Raw genomic sequence first — 15,781 nt, forward strand, 5'->3', positions numbered from 1 at the left:
GTATATATCTGCCTAACGTGCGAAAAAGCTTGAACACTTTCGTTCTGGCGATGTCTCCGAAGGGGAAGACGTGAACAAGGCGCAGCTCGTAGAAGCGATTGCCGAGAAGGTGGGTGGCCGCCAGCAGGCCGCCGAGGCTGTCGATCATGTCCTGGACGCCATCGTCCGCGCGGTCGTCGCGGGCGAGCGGGTCTCGGTCACCGGCTTCGGCTCCTTCGAGAAGGTGGACCGCCCCGCCCGCTATGCCCGCAACCCTCAGACCGGCGAGCGGGTTCGGGTCAAGAAGACCTCCGTGCCGCGCTTCCGCGCCGGTCAGGGGTTCAAGGACCTGGTGAGCGGCTCGAAGAAGCTGCCGCGCGGTGGCGAGGTCTCGGTCAAGAAGGCGCCCAAGGGCAGCCTGACCGGCGGGGCCGCGGCGACGGTCAAGAAGGCCGCCGCGAAGAAGATCACCAAGGCGGCCGCGAAGAAGGTCACGGCCAAGAAGGCGGCGCCGACGAAGAAGGCGGCCGCCGCGAAGAAGACCACGGCGAAGAAGGCGCCCGCCAAGAAGACCACGGCGGCCGCCAAGACCACCGCGGCGAAGAAGACCACCGCCAAGAAGGCGGCGGCCAAGAAGGCCCCGGCGAAGAAGGTCACCGCGAAGAAGGCCCCGGCCAAGAAGTCGACGGCCCGCAAGACCACCGCCAAGAAGGCCACTGCCCGCAAGGCGACGTCGTAAGGACGCCAGGGCACTCACGCGCCGGGCCGGACTCCCCAGGGAGCCCGGCCCGCGGCGTGTGTAAGGGCAGTTACAGCGTTTGAAGGGTTACGAGGGTGATGCGCAGGGCGTCACCGGTTCCCTCCGTCTCGATCCGCACCCGCTGCCCGGGGCGCAGCAGCAACAGGCCCCCGGCGGTGAACGCGGCGGCGTCGAACGGCACCGGGGTGCCGTCGTCGAGGAGCACCTGTCCGCTGCGGGTTTCGGGGTCGTACGTGTATGCGGTGGCCTGCATGACGGCCAGCCTAGTGTTCGCCGGTGCGGGATGTGCCGCGGGGCTGCGGCCGTTTGCGGGCTGCGGGCCCGTCGTGGCCGGTCGCGCCCACGCGGCGGAGCCGCACATCGACACAGCCCCGCGCCCCCCAGGGGTTGCGGCCGCCGCACCCGCGTTCGCGCCGTGGCTGCGGCACCTCTGGGCGAGCAGCGCCCCCAGCCCTGCCCGGCCCCGGCCTGCGTTCAGAATCCGGGGATCAGCAAACCCGCCGAAACCGCGGCCGTATACGGGCCGACGCCCAAGGCCAGCGCCGCCCGCAGATCGTCCCCGGTGTCCACGTCCTGCCGTACTGAATCCACGCCCGCCAGCCGGAGTTCCTCTGCCCCCGAGCCCCGGTGCCGGGAACGGGAATCAATGCCGAACTCCGGCTGCAATTCCCCGTCGGGCAGCGCGGCCAGCAACGTCGTGCCCAGCCCCGCCGCATCCGCGAGAAACGCCCGGGAGAACTCCGCCGCCGCGCCCAGGACGACGGCCAGTTCCGCCGGGCGCAACGCCGGCAGATCGGCGTTCAGGGCGGCAACAGGTGTGCGCGGGCGCATTTCCCGTACGACCGCCGCGCCGTGCGCCAGCGCGGCGTTCAGACCGCTTCCCGGCGTGTCCGGGACGATCCGCGCGCCCAGCGCCGCCAGCTCGCGCGCCGCCCGCTCGTCGTCCGTGACGACCGCCACATCCGCCACGGCCGTACAGGACAGCGCCGCGGCCACCGTGTCCTGCGCGAACGCGAGCGCCAGCCCCGGGCGCACCCCGTCCCCGGCGGTGTCCGAGAGCCTGCTCTTGGCCCGCGACAGGGGCTTCAGGGGGATGACCAAGGTCCACTGCACCGGCGTACCGTCCCTCTCTCGTCACGATCATTGTCCCCCGCGCCATCTGGCACTTTCGGTGGCGGGGCGTACGGTGTCCTCGACAGACCGGCGGCACGGGGCGACAATCGTGCGGCCCCCGCCGGGGTGGCAGCCCCTAGAGGAAGGTGTCCTTGTGCCCCGCCGCAGAATCGGCTTCTGGTACCGCTTCGCCGCGGTGATCTGCAAACCGCCGCTGGTGGTTCTGATCAAGCGGGACTGGCGCGGAATGGAGCACATTCCGGCCGAGGGCGGATTTATCACCGTGGTGAACCACAATTCCCACGTGGACCCCTTCGCGTACGCGCACTATCAGTACAACACCGGACGGGTTCCGCGATTCCTCGCGAAGAGCGGGCTTTTCAAGAAGGGATTCGTCGGCGCCGCCATGCGCGGCACCGGACAGATCCCCGTCTACCGCGAGTCGACGGACGCGCTCAGCGCCTTCCGGGCCGCGATCGACGCCGTGGAGCGCGGCGAGTGCGTCGCCTTCTACCCCGAGGGCACCCTCACCCGCGATCCGAACGGCTGGCCCATGACCGGCAAGACAGGTGCCGCGCGCGTCGCCCTGCAGACCAAGTGCCCGGTCATCCCGGTCGCCCAGTGGGGCGCCAACGAACTGCTGCCGCCGTACGCCAAGAAGCCGAACCTCTTCCCGCGCAAGACCCATCACGTGCTCGCGGGCCCGCCCGTGGACCTCTCGCGCTTCTACGACAAGGAGATGACCCCGGACCTGCTCAAGGAGGCCACGGAGGTCATCATGGCGGCCATCACCCGCCGGCTCGAGGAGATCCGCGGCGAGAAGGCGCCCGAGACGCCCTACGACCCCCGCCGCGAGCGGATCGAACAGCGGCGCCGCACCGAGGCGCAGACGGCGCAGACGGCGCAGGCCAAAGGCAAGGAACCGGAGGGGCAGGGCAAGTGAGCAAGGCGGTCAAGGCGGCGGTCATGGGCACCGGCTCATGGGGCACCGCCTTCGGTATGGTGCTCGCCGACGCGGGCTGCGAGGTGACCCTGTGGGCCCGCCGCCCCGAGCTGGCCGAGGCCGTCAACTCGACGCGGACCAACCCCGACTACCTGCCCGGCGTCGAACTCCCGGAGAACCTCAGAGCCACCTCGGACCCGGCCGAGGCCCTGCGCGACGCCGACTTCACCGTCCTCGCCGTCCCCTCACAGACGCTGCGCGCCAACCTCGCCGAGTGGACCCCGCTGCTGGCCCCGGGCACCGTGCTCGTCTCCCTGATGAAGGGCGTCGAACTCGGCTCCACCATGCGGATGAGCGAGGTCGTCGACGACGTCGCCAAGGTCGGCTCCGACCGCATCGCGGTCGTCACCGGGCCCAACCTGGCCCGTGAGATCGCCGCCCGCATGCCGGCCGCCGCCGTGGTCGCCTGCACCGACGCCTCCGTCGCCCAGCGCCTCCAGGCCGCCTGTCACACGCCGTACTTCCGGCCGTACACGGAGACCGACGTGGTGGGCTGCGAGCTGGGCGGTGCCGTGAAGAACGTCATCGGGCTCGCCGTCGGCATCGCGGACGGCATGGGGCTCGGCGACAACGCCAAGGGCTCGCTCATCACCCGGGGCCTCGCCGAGACCGCGCGGCTCGGCGTCGTGCTCGGCGCCGACCCGCTGACCTTCTCCGGACTCGCGGGCCTCGGCGACCTGGTGGCGACCTGCTCCTCGCCGCTGTCCCGCAACCACACCTTCGGCACCAACCTCGGCAAGGGCATGACCCTGCAGGAGACCATCGCGGTCACCAAGCAGACCGCCGAGGGCGTCAAGTCCTGCGAGTCCGTGCTGGATCTGGCCCGCCGGCACGGCGTCGACATGCCCATCACCGAGACGGTCGTCGCCATCGTCCACGAGGGCAAGTCCCCGGTGGTCGCCGTCAAGGAGCTGATGTCGCGCAGCGCGAAGCCCGAACGACGCTGAGCGAACCTTCTGAGTCGGCGCTGTATCCGGGCTCTACCAACGGGTACTCTCAACGCGATATGAGCACCGAGAACCTCCCCCAGAGCCCTGAGCAGCCGCCTCGCAAGCCGCGCGTGGCCGTCGTGTTCGGCGGGCGCAGCTCCGAACACGGGATCTCCATGGTCACCGCCGGGGCCGTCCTCAAGGCCATCGACCGGACCAAGTACGACGTCCTGCCGATCGGCATCACGCGGGAGGGCCGTTGGGTGCTCACCGCCGACGAGCCGGAGCGGATGGCCATCACCGACCGCCGCCTGCCCGCCGTCGAGGAGCTGGCGGAGTCGCACGAGGGCGGCGTGGTGCTCCCCGTCGACCCCGCGAACCGCGAGGTCGTCTACAGCGAGCCCGGCTCGGTGCCCAAGGCGCTCGGCGAGGTCGACGTGGTCTTCCCGGTGCTGCACGGCCCCTACGGCGAGGACGGCACCCTGCAGGGCCTCCTGGAGCTGTCCGGGGTGCCGTACGTGGGCGCCGGTGTGCTCGCCTCGGCCGTCGGCCAGGACAAGGAGTACATGAAGCGGATCTTCACGTCCTACGGGCTCAAGGTCGGCCCGTACGTGGTGATCCGGCCCCGCGAGTGGCAGCAGGACGAGTCCGCCGCCCGCAAGAAGATCATCGACTTCGCGGGCGAGCACGGCTGGCCGCTGTTCGTGAAGCCCGCGCGCGCGGGCTCGTCCATCGGCATCACCAAGGTCGACGACCTGTCCGGACTGGACGAGGCGATCGCCACCGCGCAGGCCCACGACCCGAAGATCCTCGTCGAGGCCGCCGTACGCGGCCGGGAGATCGAGTGCGGCGTCCTGGAGTTCGAGGACGGCCCGCGCGCCTCCGTCCCGGCCGAGATCCCGCCGCCGGACGCGCACGCGTACTACGACTTCGAGGCCAAGTACATCGACTCCACGCCCGGAATCGTCCCCGCGCCGCTCACCGGGGAGCAGACCGCCGAGGTGCAGCGGCTCGCGGTCGAGGCGTTCGAGGCGGTCTCCTGCGAGGGCCTGGTCCGCGCGGACTTCTTCCTCACCGAGGACGGCGAGTTCGTGATCAACGAGATCAACACCCTGCCCGGCTTCACGCCGATCTCGATGTACCCGCAGATGTGGCAGGCCAGCGGCGTCGGCTACCCGGAGCTGATCGACCGCCTGGTGCGGGCGGCGCTGCGCCGCTCGACCGGACTGCGCTGAGCGGCCCGCGAGTCACCCGCGCATGGAGGCGATCCCCTTGGGGATCGCCTTCTTCACGGCCGCCGCGAGATCCGTGAGCACGGCCGTGCCCTCCTCCTGCGCGGACATGCCCTTGGGCAGGCCGATCTGCACGTACGCCGCACGGCCCGCGGTGGTGAACCGCCAGGTGCCGTCGGCCTGCTTCTCCATCAGCCAGTCGACGCCGTTCACCCCGCCCGCGATGGCGTCGGGGTCACCTCCCTCGGCCACCTTGGGGTCGATCATCTTCGGCGGCCGTACGACACCGCAGCGCAGTATGATCGCCGGGTTTCCCCAGCCCGCCGTGTAGGCGGACCGGGGTTCGGGGTCGTTGCGGCTTCGCCCGTCGAGCTTCTGGGGCAGCACCCGGTGCAGCGCCCGGCACACCGGCGCCGTCTTCGCGTCGGGGCTGGGAACCGCCACGGCGGCGCTGTCGTCTGCCGAGGAGCAGCCCGCGACCGCGATCAGCAGCGCGGGCGCGAGCAGACCGAGGGGCCGGTGACGGAAGATGTTCACCGGCCAAGCGTAGACGGGGGCTACAGATGCACGACCGGACAGGTCAGGGTGCGGGTGATGCCGTCCACTTGCTGGACCTTGGCGACCACCATGCGACCGAGGTCGTCGACCGTGTCGGCCTGGGCGCGCACGATGACGTCGTACGGTCCCGTCACGTCCTCGGCCTGGATCACTCCAGGGATCTTGCTGATCGTCTCGGCGACGGTCGACGCCTTGCCGACCTCCGTCTGGATCAGGATGTACGCCTGTACCACGGAACCTCCAGGGCGGCCACGAGGATCATGTGGGGAAAAGGAACGCCACGGTATCGCGTTGCCGCTCCCCGCGGGGAGACCTGCGGGAACCGGGCTTGCGCGCCAGGGTGCAGGCACGACGGAAGTTGACGGTCGCAAGGACCGTTCCGACGGTCTTCCGGACCGTATCGACAGTCACCTCGACCGTATCGGGGACACTGATGACGCGCGACTGGGCACGGCATGGCAGAGAAGGGGAGCAAGGGCAATGAAGGGCACTGTTGGTGAGCTCGGGGAGTTCGGGCTCATCAGGGAGCTCACCTCCCGTCTCACCACCACCCCGGCGGTCCGGATCGGCCCCGGCGACGACGCCGCGGTGGTCGCCGCGCCCGACCGGCGGGTGGTGGCGAGCACCGACATCCTGCTGGAGGGGCGGCACTTCCGCCGCGACTGGTCCACGGCCTACGACGTCGGCCGCAAGGCGGCGGCGCAGAACCTCGCCGACATCGCCGCGATGGGCGCCGTACCGACCGCCCTGCTGCTCGGCCTGGTCGTCCCGGCCGAACTCCCGGTGACCTGGCCCAGCGAGCTGATGGACGGCCTGCGCGACGAGTGCCAGGTGGCGGGCGCCTCCGTGGTCGGCGGTGACGTCGTACGCGGTGACACGATCATGGTGTCGATCACCGCGCTCGGCGATCTGCGCAACCAGGAGCCCGTCACACGGGCCGGTGCCCAGCCCGGCGACCTGGTGGCCGTCACGGGCTGGCTGGGCTGGTCCGCGGCCGGTTACGCGGTCCTCTCCCGGGGTTTCCGCTCCCCGCGCGCCTTCGTGGAGGCCCACCGCCGCCCCGAGCCGCCGTACCACGCGGGCCCGGCGGCCGCCGCGCTCGGCGCGACCGCGATGTGCGACGTGAGCGACGGGCTGATCGCCGACCTCGGGCACATCGCCGAGGCCAGCAAGGTCCGCATCGACATCCGCTCGGGCGCGATCGACATCCCGACCCAGATGAACGACATCGGGCAGGCCGTCGGCGTCGACCCGCTGCAGTGGGTGCTGACCGGGGGAGAGGACCACGCGATCGTCGCGACCTTCCCGTCGGACACCAAGCTCCCGGCCCGCTGGAAGGTCATCGGCGAGGTCCTCAACCCCTCCGCGCTGCCCCAGGTGACCGTCGACGGGGCGCCCTGGACCAGCAAGGGCGGCTGGGACCACTTCGGGGACATCGAGTCATGATCCCGCGCGTACTGACCGTGGCGGGCTCGGACTCCGGCGGCGGGGCCGGCATCCAGGCCGACCTGAAGACCATGCTGGCGCTGGGCGTGCACGGGATGAGCGTGATCACGGCGGTGACCGCACAGAACTCCCTGGGCGTGCAGGGCGCCTGGGAGCTGCCCGTGGAGGCGGTACGGGCCCAGTACCGCAGCGTCGTGGACGACATCGGCGTCCAGGCCGTCAAGACCGGCATGCTGGCCTCCGCGGAACTGGTCGGGACGGTCGCCGAGTTGATCTCCGGTACGGACGCTCCGGCCGTCGTGGACCCGGTGGGCGTCTCCAAGCACGGCGACCCGCTGCTGGCCGCGTCCGCGCTGGACACCGTACGCACGCAGCTGCTCCCGGCGGCGACCGTGGCGACCCCGAACCTCGACGAGGTGGCACAACTCACCGGGGTGCGGGTCGAGTCCGAGGACGACCTGCGACCGGCCGCGGCGGCCGTGCTGGAGTACGGGCCGCGCTGGGTGCTGATCAAGGGCGGGCACCTGTCCGCAGACGCAGGGCGGGCGGGCGGGAACCAGGCGGTCGACCTGCTGACCGACGGCTCGGCCGAGCACTGGCTGCGGGCGCCGCGCCACGACAACCGGCACACGCACGGCACGGGCTGCACACTGGCTTCCGCCATCGCGTCGGGGCTGGCCAAGGGGCTCTCCGTGCCGGAGGCGGTCACGGCGGCCAAGGAGTACGTCACGGGGGCGATCGCCGCCGGATTCACGCTCGGCGCGGGGATCGGGCCGGTGGATCACGGCTGGCGGCTGCGGGGGTGACCCGGGCCGGGGACGGCAAAGAGCCCCGGGTACGGCAGAGGGACGACGGCCGGGCTCCGGGTACGGCAAAAAGCCGGTCCACCCTCGGGTGGACCGGCTCAGTGCAGCGAACCAGGCAGTGGCCGCGCGCTCAGCTGTAGCGTCAGCGCGAGACCTTGCCGGCCTTGATGCACGAGGTGCAAGCGTTCACGCGCTTCGGCGTCCCGCCGACCACGGTACGCACACGCTGGATGTTCGGGTTCCAGCGACGGGACGTACGGCGGTGCGAAAACGAGATGTTGTTGCCGAAGCCCGGCCCCTTGCCGCAGACGTCGCAGTTGGCAGCCACGGGTCACTCCAAAGACTTCAGATGCACTTACGGTTAATCCCGGCATGCCGGGATCGAGATCTTAAGACCTGAGATCTTGAGTGGCGTTGCCAGGGGAACGGCCCGATCGGATCGGGCAACCGGAGCAGCATACAACGGCTGCGCCCGTACAACGAAACTACCATGGCAGCTCAGGGCCCCGCTCCCGGCCCTCTTCCGGTGGACAGGGTTCCTGGGTCTACGCTGCGACCACGTTCAGCCAGCAGGTCAGGGAGGCGCAGGTGGCGCAGGTGCCGCAGACATTCCTCGATGCTCTCGCGGTGCGCACCTGGTGCGGTCTGGCGCTCGGAGCGCTCGGTCGCGCGCGTGAGGAGATCGACGCGATCAATGTCTATCCGGTGGCCGACGGCGACACCGGAACCAATCTCTACCTCACCCTGGAATCGGCGGCCACGGCCGTGGAGGCGGTGTTCGCCGGGTACGGGACGGGCGCGGGGGAGCCCTCCCTGGCGGACGCCGTGCACGCGATGGCCCACGGGGCGCTCATCGGGGCCCGCGGCAACTCCGGGACGATCCTGGCGCAGCTGCTGCGCGGCATGGCGCAGGTGCTCGCCGACGACACCGGGCGCGAGGCGCCCCGGATCGAGGGCGCGGCGCTGCGGCGGGCGCTGCGGCGGGCTGCCGACTCCGCCCGGCAGGCCGTGGCCCACCCCGTCGAGGGCACGGTGCTGACCGTCGCCTCGGCCGCCGCCGAGGCCGCCGAGGAGGCCGAGGGCGACTGCGGCGCGGTCGCGCGGGCGGCCTACGAGGGTGCGCGTACGGCACTCGCGGCCACTCCGGGCCAGCTGCCCGTGCTCGGCCGGGCCGGGGTGGTCGACGCCGGCGGACGTGGGCTCGTGGCGGTGCTGGGGGCGCTGGTGGAGGCGTTCACGGGGGAGGCGGTGCGGGAGCCTCCGGCGGCCTGGGAGAGCCCGGCGGTGCCGGAGAGCCCGGAGACCTCGGCGGTAGGGCGGAGCCCGCAGGCCCTGGCCGCCGGTGAGGACGCGGACGCGGTTCCCGGCGCTCGCGCGCGCGTGGGCGGGCCCGCGCGCGGGGAGGGCATGTCCGACGCCGGCCGGTGCGCCGACGCCGACGGGCCCGCCTACGAGGTGATCTATCTGCTGGAGGCGGGCGACACGGCCGTGGCCCGGCTCCGGGAACGCCTCGACGCGCTCGGCGACTCCCTGGTCGTGGTCGGCGGCGACGGGCTGTGGAACGTCCATGTGCACGCCGACGACGCGGGCGCCGCCGTGGAGGCGGGCGTGGAGGCCGGACGGCCGTACCGGATCCGGATCACCCACTTCGGGCTCGGGGACGTGCACACCGGCGGTGAGCGGCCCCCGCGCGAGCGCGCCCAGCGGGCCGTCGTCGCCGTCGTACCGGGCGAGGGCCTGGCCGGGCTGTACACCGAGGCGGGCGCCACGACCGTGCTCGCGCGTCCCGGGGAGCCGCCCGCCAGCGGGGAGCTGGTGCAGGCCGTACGGCGGGCCCACGCGCGCGAGGTGGTCCTGCTGCCCAACGACGCCGAGCTGCGCCACACGGCCGCGGCGGCCGCCGAGCAGGCCCGCGCCGACGGCATCCGGGTGGCCCTGATCCCGACCCGCTCGGCGGTCCAGGGCATCGCCGCGCTCGCCGTGCACGAGCCGGAGCGCCGGTTCGACGAGGACGTGGTCCAGATGACCGCGGCGGCGGGCGCCACCCGGTACGCCGAGGTCGTCGTCGCCGAACACCAGTCCTGGACGACGGCCGGCATCTGCCAGGCCGGGGACGTGCTCGGGCTGATCGACGGCGACGTGGCCGTGATCGGCGCCGACGTCACCACCACCGCCGCGACCGTCCTGGACCGCATGCTCCAGGCCGGCGGCGAACTCGTCACCCTCGTCGTCGGCGACGAGGCCCCCGAGACCGTCGCCGAACACCTCGAGGCCCGCGTACGGGAGTCCTACCTCGCCGTGGACACGGTCGTGTACCGGGGCGGCCGGCAGGGGACCCTGCTGCTCATCGGCGTGGAGTGACCCCGCGCCTCACTCTTGCGGCCCGAGCATCCCGGTGGCCTCCGCCCGCCGCGCCCGGACCGTCCCGTCCTCGTCGTCGGCACCCGCGTAGGCCGCGAGCACGGCACGCGCGCGTGCCGCCGCCTCCGCGGGCCGGCCGAGGCCGGCCGCCAGCCGGCCGGCGGCCAGTTCGGCACCGGTACGGTCGTGCAGCCCGTCCGCGCCCAGCGTGCCGAACAGATCGGCCGCCCGGTCCATCTGGACCAGCGCTGCCTCGAACAGACCCTGGATCACGCCGCCTTCGGCCTCCTCGTCCTGCCCGTCGTCCTCCGCGTCCTCCGCGTCCTCCTGGTCCCGCTCGATCGCCGAGCGGGTCAGCAGGTCGCCGAACTGGTGGTGGGTGTGGGCGAGTTCGCCCGTGAGCTGTTCCCGGGACACCGGGTCGGCCGCGGCCTCCCGCGCCCGCTCGCACTCGCGCACCGCCTCCGCCATCAGCTCCCGTGCGCTCTCCGATCCGCCGTCCCCGCGCAGGGCCAGCCAGCCGCGGGCGCGCAGCGAACGGACGAGGAAGGCCGGGTTGCCCAGTGCGCGCCACAGTTCACCCGCCCGCGCGTAGGCCCGGTCGGCTTCCTCCGGCAGACCGGCCTTGCCCAGCGACTCGGCGGCGAGGTGGGCGAGCGTGGCGTGATCCTGCTGCTCGGGCCAGTGCCGGGCGGTCTCCGCCGCCCGCAGCCGGTGTTCGGCCGCCGCCCGGTGCTCGCCGAGCTCGCCCAGACAGTCCCCGAGCCACCACCGCGCCTGTACGACGGCCCCGTCCCCGTGCGTCTCGGCGGTCAGGTCGGCCAGCGCCGACTCCAGCACCTCGGCGGCCTCGGCGAATCGACCCTGCCGCAGCAGGAACCCGCCCAGCTGCTGCCGCGCCCAGGCACCCAGCGTGCCGCTCTCGCCCGCCTCGTCGGCCCAGTGCGCGGCCTCCAGCGCGTGCTCGGCGGCCTCGGCGATCCCACCCCGGGCGCCGACGACCTCGGCGAGCTGCAGATGCAGCTGGGCCCGCCCGACCGGCTCCACGTACGGCCCGCCGTGCTCCAGCGCGACCCGCAGAGCCCGCTCGGCCCCGGCCGGGTCACCGGCCTGGTGGGCGAGCGCGGCGACCTGCACCTCGTACTCCACGGCGAACCACGGCAGTCCGGCGCTCACGTACGCGTCGGCGGCCCGCCGGAACAGCTCCGCGGCTCTCCCGGCGTCCCCGCGCAGCCCGGCGAGCTCGGCCAGCATGCCCCGCGCCTCCGCGGCCCGAGCGGCCAGCCGCACATCGTCCGCGCCCCGCCCGCCGACCAGCGCCAGCACCTCACCCACGGCCTTCTCGACCCGCACGAGCCGCTCCTCCACGGCCCCACCGGAGACCGGCTCACCGGGCCCGCTGTCCCCGACCCCTGGCCGATGGGCGGCTGCGTCACCGGAGGCCGGTTCGCCGGACCTGTTGTGCCCCGGTCCTGGCCTGTGGGCGGCTGGTTCGCCGGCGGCCGGCTCGCGGGAGGCCGGGCCGCCGGGCAAGCTGTCCTCGGGCCCTGGCCTACGGTCGGCTGGTTCGGAGGCCGGCTCGCCGGGCGCGCTGTCCGGGGGGCTTGGCCGGTGAGCGGCTGTCTCGCCGGAGCCCTGCTCGCGGAAGGCTGGCCCGCCGGGCAAGCTGCTCTCGGGGCCTGGCCGGGGGGCGGCTGGTTCGCCGGGTGCCCTGTACTGGGGCGCCGGCCGATAGGCGTCCGGCTCGCGGGAGGTGGGCCCGCCGGGTGCACTGTCCTGGGGTTCCGGCCGATGGGCGCCAGGCTCGCCGGATGCGCCCCCGGGCCCCACCTGATGGACGGTGGCCTCGCCGGAGGCAGGTTCGCCGGGCCCGTTGTCCCCGGGGCTTGGCCGGGGGGCGGCTGCCTCTGCGGTGATGGGCGCGCCGGGCACGGCCTCGTCGGGCTTCGGCTGAAGGGATGCCGCTCCGCCGGAGGTCGCTCCGCCCGGCAGCAGGCCCTCGCGCTCCGGCTCGTCCGAGGCCGGCGCCTGGACCGTGGACCGAGGGGCGGGACCGGTCGTGTTCGGGGCCGGGTCCTCCAGCACCGGGGTTCCCTCGTGGGCGTACCGCATCAGGATCCGGGCCCGGCTCATCAGCACCGACGCCGTCTGCCGTACGCCGGTGGCCTCCTCGGCGTACAGGGCCAGCGCCTCGTCGTACAGACCGTTGACCGTCGCCAGTGCCGTGTCCACATCGCCCGTCAGCGCGCGGACGTACGCTCCACGCGCGCGTGCCGCCAGGGCCTCGCCGAGGTCGCCCGCCTCCGCGTACAGGGCCGCTGCCCGCTCGAACAGCTCGAGGCCCGCAGGGCCGCGGGACATCGCCTCGTGGTCGGCGAGCTCCGCGCGGTCGCGCGGCTCCAGCTCCCTGCCCTGCGCGGCCAGCGCGACCGCCGCCCACGCCTGGAGCGCGTGCGGCTGCAGGGTGTCCGACAGCCGCCGTGCCTCGGCGAGCAGGGCCGCCAGGTCGGGCTCGCCGGGCCCCTCCGGCGGCGGGGGCGCGGCCACCGGTGCCGGCACGGGGCGCACCGTACGCACGCCCAGCGGCAGCCGGTCCACCAGTGGCCGCTGGGTCATACGCGCGCGTGCCCGGTCGCCGACGCTCGACGTGCCGTTGCGCCGGTCGAACCGCTCGGCCAGTTCCCGCGTCTCCACGCGCGCATGGGCGGCGAGTTCGCCCGCCGTCCAGGTCCGCCCGGCCGGCCCCGGCACCCGCTGATCGCCGAGGCCCAGCTCGGTCAGCCGGTCCATCAGCAGCGTCACCACCGACGTGAACTCCAGCCGGCTGCGCGGATGCCCGGTGTCCGTGAAGTAGGCGGGCCGCTCGGCGAGCAGTTCCAGTGCGCGCGCCTCGTTCCCGGTCAGCGCGCAGAACTCCACATGGTCGGCGTACGCGCCGCGCATCGACTCCATCGGGCGTACGAGGCGCAGGCCCCGCAGATGGTTCGCGCGTGCCTCGTCCACGCGTCCCAGTCGCAGCAACGGGGCCAGCGAGGAGGCGAGCACGGTGTGCGGTTCGTGCGCGCACGCGAACTCGCCCTCCAGCACCGGCCGCCACAGCTCGAGCGCCTCCTCGTCCCGCCCGCGCTCGACCTGCCAGACGCCCTGCCCGTGCAGCTCGCAGGCGTGACAGTCGGCCATCTCGTCGCGGTCCGCGGCGAGCCACGCCGCGTACGCCCGCTCCGCCCGCGTCACGTCGCCGATGTGCGCGGCCACGCTGAACTCGGCGCCGCGCACGGCCCGTTCGGAGTACCCGGCGAGCCGGTAGCGGTGCTCCATCTCGCCGAGCCACTGCTCGATCGAGGCGAGCGGGATGTGCGGCTGGCCCAGCATGCCCGCCGACATCCACTTGAAGACCCAGTGCAGCGAGTGCGCCTCGTACGCGTCGAAGTCCTCGGGTCGTTCGTCCCACATGCGCAGCAGCCGCGCGAACGGGACGAACATCTTGTCCTCCTCGGAGCTGTAGTTGTAGACCTTCAGCTGGTGCCCGAGCGCCTCGATGACGGCCAGCGGGATGCCGAGGCCCTCCGCCGCGGCCAGCAGCTGCTCCGCGCGCGCGTTGCGGGCCGGGCCCTCCGGCTGCTCGGAGTTCTCCGCCATCGCCCGGCGCAGCGCGTCGAAGTCCGTGATCGCGCTCATCGCCCGTCACCCTCCCCATGGGTCGCCCACTCCAGCAGGCCGATGAACGCCCGGTTCAGCAGCGCCGAGTCGGCCGGCCTGAGCGGGCGCTGCGCCATCAGCAGGGCCTGCCCGTACAGCGACTCGGTGGCGGTGCCGATCAGTTCCGGGTCCTTCAGCGAACCGATGCGCCGCACCAGCGGGTTGAGATGGTTGAGCACCAGACGCGCGCGTGGTGCGCTGCCGCGCAGCGAGCCGAGGATGCCCGCCCACAGGTCGTCGGCCTGCTCCTCGGCCGCCGCGCGCGCCTGCTCGTGCCGTGCGGCCCGGTCGTCCAGGTGCAGCGCGGGCACGGACAGGGGGTGGAAGGCCCGTAGGACGACGTCACAGCCCAGCGGGTCCAGCTTCGCCCGCGCGGCCGCCAGGAAGCCGGACAGGGCCAGCTCCTCTCCGGGGTCGATCGAGTCCAGGTGCGCGGTCACGGTGTCCGCGTCCAGCTCGGCGACCACGGTCCCCGGCCGCACCGACGGCAGCGCCTCGACCAGCTCGCCGTCGTACGTGTAGCCGCCGTTGACCACGCCGACGCCCTGTGCGGAGGCGATCGGCGCGACCTGACGGTACTCCTCGACGGTCCGCGTGAAGTGCACCACCGGGTGCCGCTGCGCGAACTCCTCCAGGGACAGCTGCCCGTCGGTCGTCTCGAACGGCAGCCAGGGCAGCATGGTGCGCAGCATCTCGCGGTCGTGCCGGGCGAGGGACTTCACACCCAGGTGGTGTACGGCGAGGAAGGCCGCGAGCCGCTCCGGATCACCGGCGGCGAGCCCCGTGAGCCAGGAGCGGATCCTTTCCCCGAGCGCCTCGCGCACCGCGGCCAGCGTCTCGTCCTCGTACAGCGACTCGCGCGAGGCCGTCGGCCGCAGGCTGTCGGTGTCCAGCACGCAGCGCACGAAGAACGCCCAGTCGGGGAGCAGCTGTTCGGCCCGCTCGGTCAGCAGCATGCCCTTCAGGTGCACTCGGTGGCCCGCCCGCTGGGCGGGGCTCACGGCCGCCGGCAGTACGTACGCGACCCCGCGGATCCCGGCCAGCGGCACGTCCAGGTCGATCGAGTCCAGCGGGGTGAACCCGAACAGCTCGTGACAGTGCCGGGCCAGCGCGACCCGTCTGCGCGCAGGGCTCGGATAGGGCCGGTCCCAGGGCGCGGGCAGATCGGTGACCGGCTCCTCGCCCACCCGGACGTCGTAGGGCAGCAGCGCGCCGAAGTCGCGGGCCAGGGTCAGCACCCGCTCCGGCGCCAGCCACTCGGCCGCCCCGGGCCGCGCGGTCAGGTGGACGGTCGTGCCGGGCTCGGGCCGCGCGGAGGCGGGCAGCGTCCGCACGGTGTACGAGCCGTCGTCGCGCGCCGTCCACTCCACCGGCGGCGCGCCGGGCGTACGGGCGCTGCGGCTGACCACCCGGATCCGCTCGGCGACCACGAAACAGGCCAGCAGACCGATGCCGAACTGGCCGAGGAAGTCCGAACGGGCCTCCTGCAGGCCCTCGGCCCGCTTGGAACTGCGCCCGATGGTGGCCAGCAGGTCGTGCACGTCGGCCTCGGTGAGCCCGATCCCGCTGTCCTCCACCCGCAGGCCGCCCTCCGCCGGGTGCAGCCGGACCAGCGCCGGCGCGTCCGGCTCCGCGGCCCGCCGGGCGGTGACCGCGTCCACCGCGTTCTGCAGCAGCTCGCGCAGGTAGACCTTGGGACTCGAGTAGAGGTGGTGGGAGAGCAGGTCCACCAGGCCGCGCAGGTCGACCTGGAACATGTGAGGTGGGGGAGGTGTATGAGGTGACTGGGATGCCTGGGATGACTTCGGGGTCTGGGAGTCCATCGTCACTGCGCCGCAGGGGGAGTGCGTGCGGCGCGGGGTCGGGCGGTCCCGGCGGGGCGGTGACCGCGGGGG

14 protein-coding genes are annotated in these 15,781 nt (G+C 73.3%); 7 read left to right on the forward strand and 7 right to left on the reverse strand.

Annotated elements, in window-relative coordinates; all coding sequences use genetic code 11:
- Window positions 1–70: 70 nt before the first annotated feature.
- A complete protein-coding gene (locus LMU33_RS25775; RefSeq protein ID WP_228622982.1) occupies window positions 71–718 on the forward strand; it encodes an HU family DNA-binding protein in 648 nt (215 codons plus the stop codon).
- 70 nt (window positions 719–788) lie between these two features.
- On the opposite strand, the gene LMU33_RS25780 is transcribed toward LMU33_RS25775, so the two are convergent.
- A complete protein-coding gene (locus LMU33_RS25780) occupies window positions 789–992 on the reverse strand; it encodes a hypothetical protein (RefSeq protein ID WP_228622983.1) in 204 nt (67 codons plus the stop codon).
- A 221-nt stretch (window positions 993–1,213) separates the two neighbouring features.
- The gene (cofC, locus tag LMU33_RS25785; protein WP_228622984.1) at window positions 1,214–1,852 is read right to left on the reverse strand and encodes a 2-phospho-L-lactate guanylyltransferase; all 639 of its coding nucleotides are present in this window, start codon (window positions 1,850–1,852) and stop codon (window positions 1,214–1,216) included.
- 154 nt (window positions 1,853–2,006) lie between these two features.
- On the opposite strand from cofC, the gene LMU33_RS25790 reads away from it, so the two are divergent.
- The 3 genes from LMU33_RS25790 to LMU33_RS25800 are packed head-to-tail and all read left to right on the forward strand — an operon-like array spanning window position 2,007 to window position 5,019.
- Window positions 2,007–2,795, forward strand: coding sequence for a lysophospholipid acyltransferase family protein (locus LMU33_RS25790; protein ID WP_228622985.1), 789 nt, complete (start codon window positions 2,007–2,009; stop codon window positions 2,793–2,795).
- Window positions 2,792–3,802: an NAD(P)H-dependent glycerol-3-phosphate dehydrogenase gene (locus tag LMU33_RS25795; RefSeq protein ID WP_228622986.1), complete on the forward strand. Its 1,011-nt coding sequence runs from the start codon at window positions 2,792–2,794 to the stop codon at window positions 3,800–3,802. Before LMU33_RS25790 ends, LMU33_RS25795 begins: the two co-directional genes overlap by 4 nt.
- Before the next feature lie 59 nt (window positions 3,803–3,861).
- Entirely contained in the window at window positions 3,862–5,019 is a 1,158-nt protein-coding gene (locus LMU33_RS25800) for a D-alanine--D-alanine ligase family protein (protein WP_228622987.1), read from the forward strand.
- Between the two features lie 12 nt (window positions 5,020–5,031).
- Here LMU33_RS25800 and LMU33_RS25805 read toward each other — a convergent pair whose 3' ends face one another.
- Window positions 5,032–5,553 carry a DUF3515 domain-containing protein gene (locus LMU33_RS25805; RefSeq protein ID WP_228622988.1) on the reverse strand — a complete coding sequence of 174 codons (522 nt, stop codon included), beginning with the start codon at window positions 5,551–5,553 and terminating at the stop codon, window positions 5,032–5,034.
- Window positions 5,554–5,573: 20 nt separating this feature from the next.
- Window positions 5,574–5,807: an Lrp/AsnC family transcriptional regulator gene (locus LMU33_RS25810; protein ID WP_003997603.1), complete on the reverse strand. Its 234-nt coding sequence runs from the start codon at window positions 5,805–5,807 to the stop codon at window positions 5,574–5,576.
- A 247-nt stretch (window positions 5,808–6,054) separates the two neighbouring features.
- Here LMU33_RS25810 and LMU33_RS25815 point away from each other — a divergent pair, with 247 nt between their 5' ends.
- Entirely contained in the window at window positions 6,055–7,020 is a 966-nt protein-coding gene (locus tag LMU33_RS25815) for a thiamine-phosphate kinase (protein ID WP_228622989.1), read from the forward strand.
- A complete protein-coding gene (gene thiD, locus LMU33_RS25820; RefSeq protein WP_228622990.1) occupies window positions 7,017–7,826 on the forward strand; it encodes a bifunctional hydroxymethylpyrimidine kinase/phosphomethylpyrimidine kinase in 810 nt (269 codons plus the stop codon). The genes LMU33_RS25815 and thiD overlap by 4 nt, the downstream gene beginning before the upstream one ends.
- 142 nt (window positions 7,827–7,968) lie before the next feature.
- Here thiD and rpmB read toward each other — a convergent pair whose 3' ends face one another.
- Entirely contained in the window at window positions 7,969–8,154 is a 186-nt protein-coding gene (gene rpmB / locus LMU33_RS25825) for a 50S ribosomal protein L28 (protein WP_009190838.1), read from the reverse strand.
- A gap of 260 nt (window positions 8,155–8,414) precedes the next feature.
- Between rpmB and LMU33_RS25830 the strand changes: the two genes are divergently transcribed.
- On the forward strand, window positions 8,415–10,187 hold the full coding sequence (locus LMU33_RS25830; RefSeq protein ID WP_228622991.1) for a DAK2 domain-containing protein: 1,773 nt from the start codon (window positions 8,415–8,417) through the stop codon (window positions 10,185–10,187).
- A gap of 9 nt (window positions 10,188–10,196) precedes the next feature.
- Here the strand turns inward: LMU33_RS25830 and LMU33_RS25835 are convergent, their stop codons facing one another.
- Together LMU33_RS25835 and LMU33_RS25840 are read right to left on the reverse strand one after the other, a co-directional pair.
- Entirely contained in the window at window positions 10,197–13,865 is a 3,669-nt protein-coding gene (locus LMU33_RS25835) for a tetratricopeptide repeat protein (protein WP_228622992.1), read from the reverse strand.
- The gene (locus LMU33_RS25840) at window positions 13,862–15,709 is read right to left on the reverse strand and encodes an HSP90 family protein (protein ID WP_228622993.1); all 1,848 of its coding nucleotides are present in this window, start codon (window positions 15,707–15,709) and stop codon (window positions 13,862–13,864) included. The genes LMU33_RS25835 and LMU33_RS25840 overlap by 4 nt, the downstream gene beginning before the upstream one ends.
- Window positions 15,710–15,781: the final 72 nt, after the last annotated feature.

This window comes from Streptomyces barringtoniae (assembly GCF_020819595.1).
Lineage (GTDB): Bacteria > Actinomycetota > Actinomycetes > Streptomycetales > Streptomycetaceae > Streptomyces > Streptomyces barringtoniae.